Raw genomic sequence first — 15,766 nt, forward strand, 5'->3', positions numbered from 1 at the left:
GTAAAGATAGCGATATAATTTACATTTGGGCATGATTTTATTTAAATTATAACTTGTCATTAAATCTTCTGCTGCTATTTCTTTTCTAGATTTTCTACCAAAGATATTTTTACCGGTAGGTGTGGTTTTTTTACATTATTAAATAACAATTTAATTAATTTTTATTAATATAATAAATGATATACATGCATTCAATATTTACTGCTAATTTCAGTAAAATATAAACTTAATTAATAAATCTTAACTTTTTATGATTTGATTTCTTATAATGTTATATAATTTTTTCAATTATTTAGGATTGTAATTTCTTGTTTAGCATCAAAAACTCTGGTAATCATATAATTATAAAGATAGTTTTGTTATTCAATCTATCTTTAATTTCAAATTAATAAATTATATGGAGGTTATTATGCCATTACATTATATGATTACGGCAAAATGGGGAAAAGACCAAGCTGATTGGTTCGTTCCTTTAGATATTACAGTTAGAAATAATACAGAGCTGGATGTAAATTCTCCTGCAATAAGTTTTGATATTAGTAAAATAGCAAATATAAGTGGTGAAGTTAGAGCATATACAGGTTTCGCTCAACAAACATTTACCGGACCTGTAATTAAAGGAAGTTTGTCAGAGCATATGGCACTATTAAAAGCTTAAAGTTCTACAACTTTAACTTTTGGTGTTAATTTTTCTAGTACTTCTGTTTATCCTACATTACCTACTGATTTTACCTTTAATGGTGAGCCTATTGTAATACCTGACGTCATACTCCTCCAACCAAAGTAGAAGATATAGTAACAGCTGCTTCTGGTCCTACAGGTTTCTCTTTAAACTGGACTCCAAGTATAGATGAAGAAACAGGTGTTGATAAATATATAGTAAAATATAGAGCAACTAATGAAACAACGGATCATGAAGCAAGTACCACCACTAACAGTATATCTTTAAAGAATTTAGCTGCTAATACAAAATATCAAGTTAACATTTCAGCAGTTGACTTTGCAGGTAATGCTTCTGCTTCTAGTGCATATTATGCTTCTACAGATGAAGCTTTAAAAGGTCCTGCAAAATGGAATACCGGTAATTGGATTAAAGGTTCTCCTTTTGTTGATTCAACTGCTTGGCCAACTCCTCCTATTGATAAATGGGCTGCGGAATATAATTTAAAAGGTTATTTCTTAGGATTTATTACAGCTGCATTTGATACTGCTAGTGGAAGCCATAAAGCTTGCTGGGGCGGTAATTTAAAGATGTATGATGGAATTGATAGTCAAGAATATGATGGTGATGTAACAATTTCTAATTATTACAAAACATACATTAATAATATTAGAAAGAATGGTGGTGATATAATTTTATCTTTTGGTGGTGCATCAAATGAACCAATAGAAGCTCCAATATCAGATGTTAAGAAAATCGTTGATATTTATTTAAAAGCTATTGCAAATTATGGATTAACCTTAATTGACTTTGAAGGTGGTTTCTTAGGTCATATAGATGCTTTAGATAGACATATTGCAGCCATAACCGAAGTAATTAAAGCAAAACCTGATATAAAAATTTCTTATACCTTACCTGTAGACGGGGCTCCTGGGTTAATGGGCTTTAATGGAAACGGTACCACATTCCTTAAAAAATTACATGATGCAGGTATCACACCATCGCTTGTTAATGGTATGTCTATGGAATTTGGTCAAGGTTCAAATGCTAATCTGTTTGAATGTGCTAGACTTTCTCTTGAAGGTGATGCTGCTAACGATACAGATGGTAGCAAAAAAGGTGCAATTAAACAGCTTTCAGAAATTTGGACGAACTTAACTCCAAAAGAACTTTATGCAATGACTGGTCTATGTACTATGTTTGGCAAACACCTAAATGGAAAAGTCAATACTGTTGCAGATCAAAGAGAAATCAATAAATATTTTGTTGGTGATAAAGGTCTTGGAAATGTCAGCGGTTGGGATGCTTCAATAGATAGTGATCCTGCAAAAGGTGGCGGTGGTTACAATGTTGGTGATTATAGTAAAGCTGTTGCTGACTATAATCCTGAATTATTAGGAAGTCATGTTGTTGCAGACGTTCACTAAAACTTTAAATAATATAGTTGGTTAATTTAAACTTGCTTACAATTTAAGCTTTTGCATGCAAATCTAACTTAATTAGCTAGCCGTAATGCCTTAAATCTTAAGGCATTACTTCCCCTCCTTTTTTTCAGAGATAGTAATCCTTACTATTTCTGAAAGTTTTTTTCAAATAACAAGTATACTTTTTTCAAAATTAATATTTCATATTTTCTTTAAAAGAAGATTATAATATGTAGATATCTTCTATGTTGTATTTTTAACAATACATATTACAACTAAGTTAACTTTTATTAACATTTAGATCATACATTTTCTCATCAATAATCCCAGTGCTTTAGTAAAATTTATAAAATAATTAACTAATTATTTATAATACTATAATATGTATTTCCTTGAATAATAGAGAAACCTCAGTAACTATTTTATATATAAAAATAAATTTAAATTAAGTTTATTTTTATATAAATACTAATTTATATAAATTTTTTAATTCAAATAAAGGTTAAGTTATGTCAAAAAAGAAAGAGCTTGATAATATTGAAACAACAGCAAAAGATGAAATAGCTAGAGATGTTAGAGCTGATGAAAATAAAAGTGAGGAGGTTGTAGCCCCTGCATTACGTCCTGAAACAATAGCAGTTATTGAGAAAGAGCTTAACTCATTAACAGAAAGTGAGCAGGTTGATGATAAGCCTGAAGCTGAAAAGCTTGCTGATGCTTCTATTGTAATTCCATCTGAAACTGGTGAGGAAATAAGTAGTTTACAAGCTTCTGATGAAGTTGAAGCATTGGGCTGTGATGTTGGAGTTACAGAATAATTAAGATCTTTTTGTTGTATCATCTAGTTGCTTGACCACGGTATCCAGAAAACAAATAAAAATATCAATAATATTGATATTTTTAACTGGATCCCGTGAATAAATCACTGGATGACAAGGGGAATTTACGCAGGCAATGCTTTCTTGCAATGACTATTTTGCCATAGTCAGTCATGATAAAATTTAAAAATACCAATTATGTCAAAATATGTTCCTAATAAATATAATATTAAAGAAAAACAAGATGATGAGAATATATTGGGTCAATTAAAAGATTTAGAAGAAGAAACAAATGAAAAATATGAAGTTAATATAGTGGGTGATATAAGGGTGAGATTTCCTTACCCCTATCAATAAACTTCCTTTCTTTGAAAAGTAGTATTCATACTCCTTTCCAAAGAAGCTTTAAATGATGGGTATACAAGGTGAAAAGCGGTTTCCACCTTGTATACAATTTTAATTTATATATTTTTATTAGTTTATAGAGTATGTTTTTCTGAAATAAAGCATTTTTGAATATAGCTAGGTAGTTTTAATAATTCTTGTTTTAGTTCGTTATCTACTCCCACAGTTTCAAATTTACGATCAACTAGAAAGATCATAGGCTTAGTGTTGTGATTATAGAAAAAATCAAAATTTGGTTTGTTATCAAAATATCGATACACTCTAGGAAAGTGATAAGCATGTGTAATAATGGCAATTTCAGCATTATTTAAATCAATATTACCATCTTTATGTTCTTTATATAAAGTTTTAAACTGTCCGCCAGTGTTAGCCTGATTTTCTAGTAATGCAAAAATATAAAAATTCTCTTTTGGATAATCTTTAATTTGATTATTATCGAGAACTTCTTTTAATAAACCGTTATCATAAGCTCCGCCATTAAATAAAATTATCGGTCCATATTCCTTTAATTCTTGATAAGTTAAATCAGATACTTGCTTATTAAGTTTTTTAGCAGCTACCTCCTTTGCAATTTCAATCCCGAGCCTCATTCTATTATAACCATCTTCTTTATCTACAGCCCCTATATTTTGGGCATGAGAAATAATAGGCATTTTGTTATAAGAATGTCTTGCTGATAAAACCCATACATATTTTATATCTTTGTCTATTTGGGGATTTTCGGTTACATAAATGTTTTGTATTTCTGAAATGAAATTTTTACGTAATAGTTCGTCAGTAACTTCTAAATTATTAAGATCATTTACTATTTGTTCAAAATGCTTATCTTGTGTATGTTTTTGGTAATTCTGAAATCCTAGAATCGAAACTATAGCTATAATAATTATAGAAATAGCAATGCCAAAGTTTTTGCAGCTTTTCATATTGTGATAAAGTAATTAGGTTGAAATATGGGAGAGACATATCACGGCTTAATTGTAATATCAAGCAAAATAACTTTTAGGTGTTGTTGTATAGTTCAAAAATGTGATCAGTGTCATCCCGTAGTCAAGCCACAGGGTGACAGAGTATTACTTAAAATGTTGTTCATTATTTCTTACTGCCAGCATTCATTGCTAAACTTGCCGAAACGAACTCTTCGAGATCGCCATCAAGTACGCCTTTTGTGTCGGAGGTTTCATAATCGGTACGTAAATCTTTTACCATTTGATATGGTTGTAAAACATAAGATCTAATTTGATGCCCCCAGCTATTATCCGTCTTTGCGGCATTCTGCTCGTTAACACTATCGGTGCGTTTTTGCATTTCAAGCTCATAGAGTTTAGCTTGCAGCATTTTCATAGCTTGAGCTTTATTTTTATGTTGCGATCTGTCGCTTTGGCATTGCGTAACAGTGCCTGTAGGTATATGAGTGATGCGTACCGCTGAATCGGTGGTATTAACGTGTTGTCCTCCCGCTCCTGATGCTCTAAAAGTATCAATCCTTAAATCTTTATCCTCAATGGTAATTGCTATATTGTCGTCAATTTCAGGATATACCCAGCTACTTGCAAAGCTGGTCATGCGTTTACCTGCCGCATTAAACGGCGAAATACGCACCAACCTATGTACACCTGCTTCAGTTTTAAGCCAGCCATAAGCACGTCTGCCGATTATCCTAATCGTGCATGATTTTATGCCTGCTTCTTCGCCGTTAATCATATTAATGATCTCAGTTTTGAAGCCTAATCTTTCGGCAAAACGTAAATACATACGCATCATAATAGACGCCCAATCGTGGCTTTCCGTTCCTCCCGCTCCGGCATTTATCTCTAAAAAGCAGTTATTACTATCTGCTTCACCTGAAAATAAACATTCAGTTTCAAACTTTGCTGCAATAGTGCTTAAGGATTGTAAATCTTTCTCAACTTGCTGCATTATCTCAAGATCATTTTCAGCTTCAGCCATTTCTTCAAGCTCTAATGCATCTTTTAGATTAGATCTAATTTTATTATAAGCTCCTAATTGTTCTTCTAGATTGCTTTTTTCTCGTAGTAATTTTTGAGCATTAGCTTGATCATTCCATAGATCGGGACTCGCTGCTAACTCCTCTAACTCTGCTAGTCTAGCTGCTGACGTTTCGACGTCAAAGTGACCTCCGAAGCAATTCTAAAGACTGCTCAATTTTCTTAACGTAATTCTCTATTTCCGCTCGCATTATTTTTTCCTGTTATATATTTTTATTTTGTTATATATTACATGTCATTCCCGCAAAAGTGTTATTACATGGATCAGCTCTGTCATCCCGTGGCTTGTCCACGGGATCCAGAAAAGCAACTTTTAATACTAATAATTTTAGTATTTTAAGCTGGATCCCGCAATCAAGTCGCGGGATGACAGAGGAAAAATTGATCCACGCAACAATGCCGTCACGGGGTGACAGGTAACAAACAAACGCAAATTATATCACAATAATTATGAATAATCAAAAATATATAAGGAACTTCTCAATAATAGCTCATATTGATCACGGTAAATCTACTTTAGCTGATCGGTTAATTGAGTATTGCGGTGGCTTGCAGGCTAGAGAAATGAGCCAGCAAGTACTAGATTCGATGGATATTGAAAAGGAGCGTGGTATAACGATTAAAGCCCAAACTGTACGGCTTGTATATAAGGCTAAAGACGGCAACACATATTATTTAAATTTGATGGATACCCCTGGGCATGTCGATTTCGCTTATGAGGTTAGTAGATCGCTTGCAGCCTGTGAGGGTTCATTATTAGTAGTTGATAGTACGCAAGGGGTAGAGGCTCAAACTCTTGCCAATGTTTATCAAGCAATCGAGAATGATCACGAGATAGTACCGGTACTTAATAAGATTGATTTGCCTGCTTCAGAACCTGACCAAGTAAAGCAGCAAATAGAGGATATAATCGGGATTGATGCGAGTGAGGCAGTACTGATTTCTGCCAAAAGTGGTATAGGTATTGACTTAGTTTTAGAAGCAATAGTAAATAAATTGCCTCCGCCGAAAGAGAGTAGTACGGATATTTTAAAAGCATTACTTGTTGATAGTTGGTATGACCCTTATCTTGGTGCTGGTTATTTTAGTAAGAGTTATTGACGGATCATTACGTAAGAATATGAAAGTCAAAATGATGGCAACGAATTCGGTTTATACAATAGAGAATGTTGGATATTTTACTCCAAAAAAACATATTTCGGATGTTTTACATGCAGGAGAAATCGGGTTTTTCACTGCTTCTATAAAACAGGTAGCAGATTGTAAAGTTGGTGATACTATTACTGATGAAAAGAAACCTTGTAAGCAAGCTCTGCCCGGCTTTAAACCAAACTTGCCGGTAGTATTCTGCGGGCTTTATCCGACAGATAGTAGCGAGTTTGAGCATTTAAAGGATTCATTGGCAAAATTACGTCTTAATGATGCTAGCTTTGAGTATGAAATGGAAAGCTCATCAGCTTTAGGAGTTGGTTTTAGGTGCGGCTTTTTAGGGTTACTGCATTTAGAAATCATACAGGAGCGTTTAAGTAGGGAGTTTGATCTAGATTTAATTACTACCGCTCCAAGCGTGGTGTATAAAATTCATATGCGTGAGGGTGAAGTGCTAGAGATTCACAACCACGCCGATTTACCTGATTTGCAAAAAATCGACTCAATGGAAGAGCCTTGGATTAAAGCAACTATAATGGTACCTGATGAGTTTTTAGGTGCGGTATTATCGCTTTGCACTGAAAAAAGAGGAATTCAGTTAGATCACAACTATATAGCAAATAGGGCAAAAGTAGTATATAAATTGCCACTAAATGAGATAGTATATGATTTTTACGATCGGTTAAAAAGTTGCTCAAAAGGTTATGCAAGTTTTGAATGGCAAATGGATACATATGAGCCGTCTGAACTTGTGAAGCTTGGGATTTTAGTTAACAGCGAGGTAGTTGATGCGTTATCGACAATCGTACATCGCTCACGTGCTGAGCAGCGGGGTAGGGCATTATGCGTAAGGCTAAAGGACTTGATACCAAGGCAGCAGATCGATATTGCAATTCAAGCAAGCATCGGTAGCCGTATTATTGCCCGTGAAACTATTAAGGCATTGCGTAAAGATGTTTTATCCAAATGTTATGGTGGTGATATAACTCGTAAGCGTAAGCTGCTCGAGAAGCAAAAAGCCGGTAAGAAGAGAATGAGGCAGTACGGCAATATCGAAATCCCACAATCTGCATTCATCGCAGCATTAAAAATAGGGGATGAGTAAATATCGACATTGTGAGGAGCGTATGGTGTGGTTGTATGGCTCGATTTTTTCATCATTGCGAGGGGCGAAGCGACGTGGCAATCTTATGAAGCAAACTCCTGAGATTGTGCTTCGTCAATTACTTCGTAATTTCCTCGCAATGACGTTTTCTGAGCCTGCAATAACATCACTTTTAGCTAGGAATGATATACGGTCACAGAATGGACTTAGACTAACTATTAAAAAACTCGGATTTAACTATATCCGTTTCGCCACCTAAAGTAGTAGGATTTTTCTCAATAATTTCTTCAAGAGAAAAGAATACAGATTTAGAAGAAGTATCCACTAATTTAGAACCTTTTTTAGATAGTTGATCAGCTTCAGCAGAATCTGAAACATACCCCTCATCTTTAAAATCACTTTTATCAACTACTTTCATATCTTCTATTATTTCTTTTTTCAGATTGTTTATAGTTTCTGTATAACTTTTAAATTTTGAAGTATCGGCTCCATATTGAATTAATAATTTGCAAATATCTTTATATGTATCATTTTTTGGCTCATCCATAAGTGCAGATAATGCTATAAGAATTACTGTGCCTCTTTCTAAAAATTCAGCATTAGGATTACCGCCATGCTCTAATAAAAATTTAAGTGTTTCTACATAATTAGATAAGTCTTCTTTTGTTTCAGAATTCGAACTTTTGCAATAAGTGGGATCATTAGCTGGTATTGCAGCATTTACTAATAAAGCAACAAGATCTTCTGAATAACCATCGTGAGCTGTTGCACCATATTCGAATAGCTTTTCTAAAATTTCTATATTACCTTTTAGTATTGCGGATATAACACCTTGAGATGCGATAGCACCATTTTTTAGGAGATAATTTATTACGTCAATATGTTCTCCCATGGTGGCAATACTTAATATAGCCCCTCCATGTAAAGGATTATTAATTGTAGTATTAACATCAAAATTTTTTTCTTCAATAAAATATTGAACTAAATCTAAACGACCTTGATGAACCGCTTTATAAAGATACTCATCAGGAAGTTCTGATGAAGATAAGGAAATTAATGTTTTAATTTCTTCTAGGGTATATTCATGACCTATTGCAAAATAAATAGCTTCATTTATATCAACTTTTTTTGCTAATAACTCTGTTATTATTTTTTCATCTTTTAGCTTAATCGCTCTATTTAATGCTGTTCCATGTTTAGGATCAACATAGTTGATTTGATTGGTTTTTATAAGTTTTTGAATATCGGCTTTTAAAATTTGTTTTTTAGTTTTAAAAAAATTTCCTAGAGCTAAAGAGGAGGATTTTTTCATAATAATTTACCTTAATTAATTTATAGCGGGCGTACTATAAAGTAATAAAGGTAAATTATCAATATAAAATATTAACTAAATATTAAAGAATTAACTATCAGTTTACTTTCTTAATCTTTAGTTGTAGTTTGTGGTTGTCTAGCTCGATTTCACTAATATGATCAGGAATAAAATCTTTAGCAAATTCACCTAAGGTTTGCTCTTTAATAAACTCACCGTAAATATCAGTTATTTTAGGCAAATTTATATCAATCAAAATTCTATCTGTTATAGCAAAATCGGCATTTTTTCGAGCTTGTTGTATGAAGCGTACAATGTCACGAGCTATTCCTTCGTCTATTAACTCAGGGGTTAGCTCTAGATCAAGTATGAGCAGACTGCTATTATGGGCAAAGCTGCTAGCCCCTTTAATATGCGAATGAGGTTCTAAGATTAGTTTATATTCATCGCTATTTAAGGTCTCATTACAGATTATCAAGCTGCCAGAGGTTACTTCCCACTCGTTCTTTTTAGAGGCAGCTATGATATCTTTCATTTTAGCCGGTAGACGCTTACCAAGTAACGGGAAATTAATCGATAATTTTTTAACTGCATAATTTTCTAAATCATCACGATAAATTACTGATTTAACATTGATTTCATCTTTAATTAAATCTTCAAAACTTTTAAGCTTATCGTTATTTTTGCTAATAATAGTTATACTGCTAAGTGGTTGTCTTACACGTGCGTTTTCGCTACTTCTGATGAATAGGCTATGGCTGCAAATATCTAGCACAGTATCCATAGTATCCACTAGCTCGCTGTTTATTTTGAACTTTGAAAGATCAGGATAGTCGCAAAGATGGACGGATAAATTGTCATTCCCGCATAGGCGGGAATCTAGGCATTCAGGTTTTTCTGGATCCCCGCTTTTGCGAGGATGACAATATAGCCCTAAATATATCGCTTCGGAGATAAGCGGCACTAAAGACGACATCGCAATAGCCATAGTTTCTAAGCACGTGTATAGCGTATTATAGGCACTTTGTTTATCTGCATCCTTTTCGCTTTTCCAAAATCTAGCTCTGCTTCGTCTTATGTACCAGTTGTTTAGTACTTCAAAAAATTCTGAAACAGCATGATAAGCCGTCCCAGTATCGAAGCTGTCTAAACTTTCTTTAATTTTTTCTACCGCTATTTTGAGCTTGGATAATATATATACATCAAGAACGTTTTCAGATGTAAAATTTAACTCACCTTTAATATGGTCAGCATTAACATACATCGTGAAGAAATGGTAAGCATTCCAGATAGGCTTGATAAACAAACGAAGCGTATCAAATACCATTTTACCATCTTTATCAATTAGTAGCTCTTGCCCTTTAACTACATTGGAAGAAAGCATTGTTACCCTTAAGGCATCTGAGCCATATTTATCGAATAGCTCCAGTGGATCGGCATAGTTATTTAGACGCTTTGAAAGCTTTTGACCCGTAGCATCTAAAATCACCCCGTGGCATATACAATTTAAAAATGGCGGACGATCAAATAGGGCAGTAGATAACACCATTAAAGTATAGAACCAACCACGTGTTTGTGCGGAATACTCAACTATGAAATCTGCCGGAAAATGTTCCTCAAACCACTGCTTATTTTCAAAAGGGTAGTGTGCTTGTCCGTACGGCATTGAACCACTTTCAAACCAACAGTCAAATACGTCTTCTATTCTACGCATTGTTGATTTACCAGTTGGATCGTCGGGATTGGCCCGCGTTAACTCGTCAATAAATGGACGATGTAAATCAGTAATCTTAACACCAAAATCTTTTTCTAGCTCTTCTATAGAGCCGTAAACATCTATGCGTGGATATTTTGGATCGTCAGACTTCCATACCGGCAAAGGTGTTCCCCAGAATCTATTACGGCTTATTGACCAATCCCTAGCATTCTCAAGCCATTTACCAAATAAATTATCTTTAACATGCGTTGGTATCCAATTAATTTGCTGATTCAGCTCTACCATTCTGTCTTTAAATTCGGTAACTTTTACATACCATGATGGAACAGCTTTATATATAAGAGGCGTATCGGTTCGCCAGCAATGCGGATAATTGTGAATATATTGCTCGGTTTTTAGCCAATTTCCTTGCTCTTTCAGCTTGATTATTATTTTATCGTTTGCATCAAATACTTGTAAGCCCTCTAAATCAGGTATTTCTTTGGTGAACTTACCACTATTATCCACAGGGCAAACGAGCTTTATGCCTTTCGATTCACAAAGTATTTGGTCATCTTCACCAAAGCCAGGAGCCATATGTACTACCCCTGTGCCGTCACCCTCAACAACAAAATCGCCGGCAAATATCTTAAAGCTATTCGGATGATTTTTGAAATAGTCAAATAGCGGCTTATAGCTTAATCCTTGAAGCTCTGAGCCTTTAATTATTGTGAATTGCTCATCGCCTTTTAGCTCTAATTCTTTAGCGTATTTAGAAACAGATGAGGCAGCTATGATATAACAGACATCGCCTTTAGGAACTAACGCATAATCGATATCGCTACCAACTGCTAAGGCTAGATTTGACGGCAATGTCCAAGTGGTAGTCGTCCAGGCGAGGATACGGTACTCTTTGTAATTAGCTGTTATTCCTAAAAAATTCTCGGTGTCATACCGTGGCTTGTCCACGGGATCCATAGAACAATTAGCACTATCATTATTTATTGTTTTCTGGATACCGTGGTCAAGCCACGGTATGACATCGAGCGTGCTTTTGCTCACGGGATGACATAGTACAAAACTAACCGTTACTGCTTTATCTGCTCGCTCTCTATATGAATTATCAAGTCTTGTTTCAAAGTTAGAAAGTGGTGTTTCGCATGCCCACGAATAAGGCATAACTCGCATAGATTCGTACAATAATCCTTTATTATATAACTCTTTGAATGCCCAAAGCACGGATTCCATAAAATTCTTATCCATTGTTTTGTAAGAATTTTTAAAATCTACCCATCTTGCTTGACGTGTTACATATTGCTCCCACTCACCGGCATATTTCATTACCGAATCTCTACAATGAGCGTTAAACTTCTCTATCCCAAAATTAGTAATAGCAAGATGCCCTGAAATACCGAGTTCCTTTTCAGATTGCATTTCAGCAGGTAGTCCGTGACAATCCCAACCGAAACGACGTTCTACTTTCTTCCCTCTAACCGTTTGATATCTAGCATATACGTCTTTAATAAAGCCAGTTAGTAAGTGTCCATAATGCGGTAACCCATTAGCAAAAGGCGGACCATCGTAAAAGATAAACTCAGCATCGCCCTCTCTAATATCAATAGATTTTTGGAATATATTATTATCTTGCCAAAATTTTAATATTTCTTTTTCTATGGTAGCAAAATCAGCATTTGAGCTAACTTCTGGGTAATATTTAGTGTTTGTCATTATTTTGTAAATTATTTATTATAACAGTTTAGTTTATTGTAATGTCATTCCCACGGAAGCATGGTTGCGTAGATCATTTTTCTCTGTCATCCCGTGATTTATGAACTAGAGCCAGTTAAAAATACTAATAAAATTAGTATTTTTTATTATTTTCTGGATACCGTGGTCAAGCCGCAGTATGACACCAAACACGTTTTTCGATCCATGCGGGCAATGCCGCCACGGTATGACACCGATTTATAATAATAGATAATAGCAGAGAGATAAATAGCTAACTATGACAAATAGCGAAAAAATTTATATAGGACTTTGTATAATATTCTCTACTCTTATAATCCTTGGTAACTTAATATATCAAAAATTTGTTATGTTACAAATACCGTTTTATAAGTTTGAGTTATCAGCAGGAGCAATATTATACCCTTTAACATTTTTAATTACTGATATAATTACTGAGCTATATGGAAAAGAAAAAGCTAATTTTTGTATTAGATTAGCAATATGTATGAATGTCCTAGTTACTATAATTATAATGTTTGTAAGTTATTTGCCGGCTACTGATTGGTCAAAAATCAATGATGAAACATTTAATAAAGTATTTAGTTATTATAGTGTATCATTCCTTGCATCTATTATCGCATGCTATATTGCTCAAGCAATTGATGTTAATTTATATTTATGGATACGCAAATTAACTGAAGGAAAATATTTGTGGTTAAGAAGTAATGTTAGTACTTGTATCTCATTATTTATCGATACTACTATCGTCATTAGTTTTATGGCAATGTTTAGTATTTTTCCTGTCGAACAAATATGGAAATTAATAATTAATAGCTATAGTTGGAAGTTATTTTTTACCATCTGCTGCACACCATTAGTTTATCTGAGCCTTTTTATTTTAAAGTATTTTATTAAATTTGATATGAGTACTTGGAAAAAATAGCAACAAAAAAATAGCAACAAATATTAAGTAATAATCGTCAGTGTAAAAATATTTGATTAATATTACTTTTTTAATTTTTCTTATTTATTAAGTTTGGTATAATAATATCATATAGTAAGTCATATTAAATAATTATAAGTTATTAACATGTATATCAATACTTTAACCATTACCTCTAAAGGACAAATCGTTTTACCAAAAAAAGCCAGAGATATTCTAAATAGCACTGTTATTGCTGTAGAAGTTAATGATAATCATCAGGTTATCTTATCTCCTGTTTTAGATGTAGGAGGTGTTTTTGCAAAATATAAAAAAAATACAGAAGCTTCTTTTGAGGAGATAAGAGATAAAGCTTGGAGAGAAAACGTAAGAAAATAATATGAAATATATATGTGATACAAATTTTATTGTAAGATATTTAGTTGCTAATGATCAGAATATGTTTGATAAAGCAAAAGAAATATTTGAAAAAGTCAAAACAGGACAAATTATTTTAATATTGGAGCAAACCACATTTACTGAAATAGTATTTGTTTTATCTTCTGTTTATAAAGTTTCACGTAGTGAGATATTTACTAATTTATCAGGCTTACTTGCCTATAAAGGCATTCATTGTGGAAAGGAATATTATTTAGCTGCTTTAGAATATTACAGTAGGCATAATATTCATATAGTTGATTGTATATTGTTAGCCAAAGCAAAGTTTTTAAATATACCGTTACTTACTTTTGATCAAAAATTACTTAATTTATTTAATAAAAATGACAATTAAAATACTTACCCCTCCAAGCGGTAAAATCTACTAGATTTATAGAATTTAATTATATTAAAAAGTAAAATCTTCGTGACGCCGGCTATTGGTATAGCGAAAAATATTCCGATAAAGCCGAATAAACTACCGCAGGCAAAAATTGAGAAGATAATCCAAAGAGGATGCAAACCTATTTTATCGCCAATAATTTTAGGTGTTAAAATATATGACTCACAAATATTCCCAATAATATAAACCACCATTATATAAAATAGTTGTGTAGTCGCACCAAAGGTTAAATATCCAATAGTTAGCGTTAGAAAGCAAGAGATAAAAGTACCGATAAAAGGGATGATAACTAAAAAACCTGTTAGAATTCCTAGCAATAGTGCAAGATCGATACCTATTATACTAAATGAGATACTATAATAAATTGACAATAATAGGCAAATATTTAGCTGACCTCTTATGTAAGCAGCAAGCAGGCTATTGATAGAGGATAGTATTCCAAGAATTTTGTGTCTACTTTTTAGTGGTAATAACGATTTCATATTTTCAATAATTCTTGTCCAATCACGTAAGAAATAAAATAATATTATAGGGATAAGTAAAAATAAGACAAATATATTAATTGTAATGAGAGTATAGTGCCAAAAATTATTAGCAAGGCTGCCAAGTATAGTGAATATACTATTTATGAAATTACTTAAAGAATCCCGTATCTTATCAGCGATATTAGGCTCTACAGCATAAATTTTTGTCATTATAGGCGGCAATATCTCTGTTTGAAAATAATCCTTATATTTAGGTATATTATTTACAAAAGTAGAAACCTGCCCATAAATTACCGGTACTAAAAGAGTAAGTGCAGTAAAAAATATACTTAAAAATATCAAATAAACTACAATAGATGAAATTTTATTTGATAATTTAAATTTTGACGCAACAAACTCTATAGCAGGTTGAAGTAAATAAGAAATTATAAAAGCAATAAAAAATGGTCTTATTGCTTCTGAAATTAGCATAAAACCGCTTATAAAAATTCCTATAAAAAGAAGCCAAAATATGGCGGTTTTATTCATATTTTTACTCCAAAATATCGGTATACGAAGATCAACTTGGAAAAGAGTAATCGGACTGTAAGCCGAAGAGCACAGCGTATACTTAATACGTGAGCATCTGAGGACTTACAAAGACGACGATGCCAATTTTTCAAGTTCATCGAGTAGACCTATGTTTTTTTGGTTACTTGAACAGTCGCAGGACGAAGTAATCTATCTTTAATTCTATAGCCAACCTGCATTATATTAATAACGCTATTAGGTTCATGATCAGGATGCTCTATTTGAGAGATTGCATTATGCAAATTATAATCAAATGTTGATCCTATTTCCGGCTTTATTTCTTCTATATGATGCTTATGAAATACTTTATCTAGCTCATCTTTAGTCATCTGAACACCAGCAATAATATTGGTTACTTCTACTGAAGCATCCAGTGGTTTATGTTCTAACGCTCTAGATAAATTATCGCTAACGTTTAGAAGCTCTTTAGCAAATGTAGTAATCGCATAATCTCTTGCTTCATCACGTGCTTTTTCTAAACGCTTTCTCGTATTATCTATTTCAGCACTTGCTCTAATTAGCTTATCTTTTAGCTCCTCTATTTGAGCTTTTAAGTCTGCTATTTCAGTATTTTCTACTTCCTCAGCAATATCATTTATTATTTCTTCTTCTTTGTTTTCTATATTATTGTCCGTCATCGTATA

At 33.1% G+C, this 15,766-nt stretch carries 13 protein-coding genes and 2 pseudogenes; 9 read left to right on the forward strand and 6 right to left on the reverse strand.

Annotation, left to right across the window (positions count from 1 at the left end; genetic code table 11):
• Positions 1-409: 409 nt before the first annotated feature.
• The 5 genes and pseudogenes from RBE_RS03100 (at position 410) to RBE_RS08885 (ending at position 3,260) form a co-directional block, all read left to right on the forward strand.
• On the forward strand, positions 410-658 hold the full coding sequence (locus RBE_RS03100) for a hypothetical protein (protein WP_012151802.1): 249 nt from the start codon (positions 410-412) through the stop codon (positions 656-658).
• Positions 659-792: 134 nt separating this feature from the next.
• A pseudogene (locus RBE_RS09165) lies at positions 793-1,011 on the forward strand (fibronectin type III domain-containing protein); the annotation flags it as partial.
• A 240-nt stretch (positions 1,012-1,251) separates the two neighbouring features.
• Positions 1,252-2,088 (forward strand): chitinase, encoded by an 837-nt coding sequence (locus RBE_RS09170; RefSeq protein WP_011477264.1) that lies wholly within the window; start codon positions 1,252-1,254, stop codon positions 2,086-2,088.
• A 506-nt stretch (positions 2,089-2,594) separates the two neighbouring features.
• Positions 2,595-2,903 carry a hypothetical protein gene (locus tag RBE_RS03110; RefSeq protein WP_011477265.1) on the forward strand — a complete coding sequence of 103 codons (309 nt, stop codon included), beginning with the start codon at positions 2,595-2,597 and terminating at the stop codon, positions 2,901-2,903.
• A 198-nt stretch (positions 2,904-3,101) separates the two neighbouring features.
• The gene (locus RBE_RS08885; protein WP_012151804.1) at positions 3,102-3,260 is read left to right on the forward strand and encodes a hypothetical protein; all 159 of its coding nucleotides are present in this window, start codon (positions 3,102-3,104) and stop codon (positions 3,258-3,260) included.
• A gap of 122 nt (positions 3,261-3,382) precedes the next feature.
• Here the strand turns inward: RBE_RS08885 and RBE_RS09175 are convergent, their stop codons facing one another.
• On the reverse strand, positions 3,383-4,231 hold the full coding sequence (locus RBE_RS09175) for a hypothetical protein (RefSeq protein ID WP_011477266.1): 849 nt from the start codon (positions 4,229-4,231) through the stop codon (positions 3,383-3,385).
• A 166-nt stretch (positions 4,232-4,397) separates the two neighbouring features.
• Positions 4,398-5,505 (reverse strand): peptide chain release factor 2 gene (gene prfB, locus RBE_RS03120; protein ID WP_011477267.1). Its coding sequence is split into 2 segments (ribosomal slippage): positions 4,398-5,435 and positions 5,437-5,505, totalling 1,107 coding nucleotides; the frame shifts between segments, so codons are not numbered across the junction.
• A 259-nt stretch (positions 5,506-5,764) separates the two neighbouring features.
• Here prfB and lepA point away from each other — a divergent pair.
• Positions 5,765-7,568: pseudogene (gene lepA, locus RBE_RS03125) on the forward strand (translation elongation factor 4).
• A gap of 211 nt (positions 7,569-7,779) precedes the next feature.
• Here the strand turns inward: lepA and RBE_RS03130 are convergent.
• Together RBE_RS03130 and ileS are read right to left on the reverse strand one after the other, a co-directional pair.
• Entirely contained in the window at positions 7,780-8,880 is a 1,101-nt protein-coding gene (locus tag RBE_RS03130; protein ID WP_011477270.1) for an ankyrin repeat domain-containing protein, read from the reverse strand.
• 97 nt (positions 8,881-8,977) lie between these two features.
• Positions 8,978-12,304: an isoleucine--tRNA ligase gene (gene ileS / locus RBE_RS03135; protein ID WP_011477271.1), complete on the reverse strand. Its 3,327-nt coding sequence runs from the start codon at positions 12,302-12,304 to the stop codon at positions 8,978-8,980.
• A gap of 277 nt (positions 12,305-12,581) precedes the next feature.
• Between ileS and RBE_RS03140 the strand changes: the two genes are divergently transcribed.
• The 3 genes from RBE_RS03140 to RBE_RS03150 all read left to right on the forward strand — a co-directional run bounded on the left by RBE_RS03140 (position 12,582) and on the right by RBE_RS03150 (position 14,019).
• Positions 12,582-13,247 (forward strand): queuosine precursor transporter, encoded by a 666-nt coding sequence (locus RBE_RS03140; RefSeq protein ID WP_011477272.1) that lies wholly within the window; start codon positions 12,582-12,584, stop codon positions 13,245-13,247.
• A gap of 147 nt (positions 13,248-13,394) precedes the next feature.
• A complete protein-coding gene (locus tag RBE_RS03145; protein WP_012151810.1) occupies positions 13,395-13,625 on the forward strand; it encodes an AbrB/MazE/SpoVT family DNA-binding domain-containing protein in 231 nt (76 codons plus the stop codon).
• Position 13,626: 1 nt separating this feature from the next.
• Positions 13,627-14,019: a PIN domain-containing protein gene (locus RBE_RS03150; RefSeq protein ID WP_011477273.1), complete on the forward strand. Its 393-nt coding sequence runs from the start codon at positions 13,627-13,629 to the stop codon at positions 14,017-14,019.
• Positions 14,020-14,024: 5 nt separating this feature from the next.
• Here RBE_RS03150 and RBE_RS03155 read toward each other — a convergent pair whose 3' ends face one another.
• Positions 14,025-15,080 (reverse strand): AI-2E family transporter, encoded by a 1,056-nt coding sequence (locus RBE_RS03155; RefSeq protein WP_011477274.1) that lies wholly within the window; start codon positions 15,078-15,080, stop codon positions 14,025-14,027.
• 149 nt (positions 15,081-15,229) lie between these two features.
• Entirely contained in the window at positions 15,230-15,760 is a 531-nt protein-coding gene (gene grpE / locus RBE_RS03160) for a nucleotide exchange factor GrpE (RefSeq protein ID WP_011477275.1), read from the reverse strand.
• Positions 15,761-15,766: the final 6 nt, after the last annotated feature.

This window comes from Rickettsia bellii RML369-C (assembly GCF_000012385.1).
Classification (GTDB): domain Bacteria; phylum Pseudomonadota; class Alphaproteobacteria; order Rickettsiales; family Rickettsiaceae; genus Rickettsia; species Rickettsia bellii.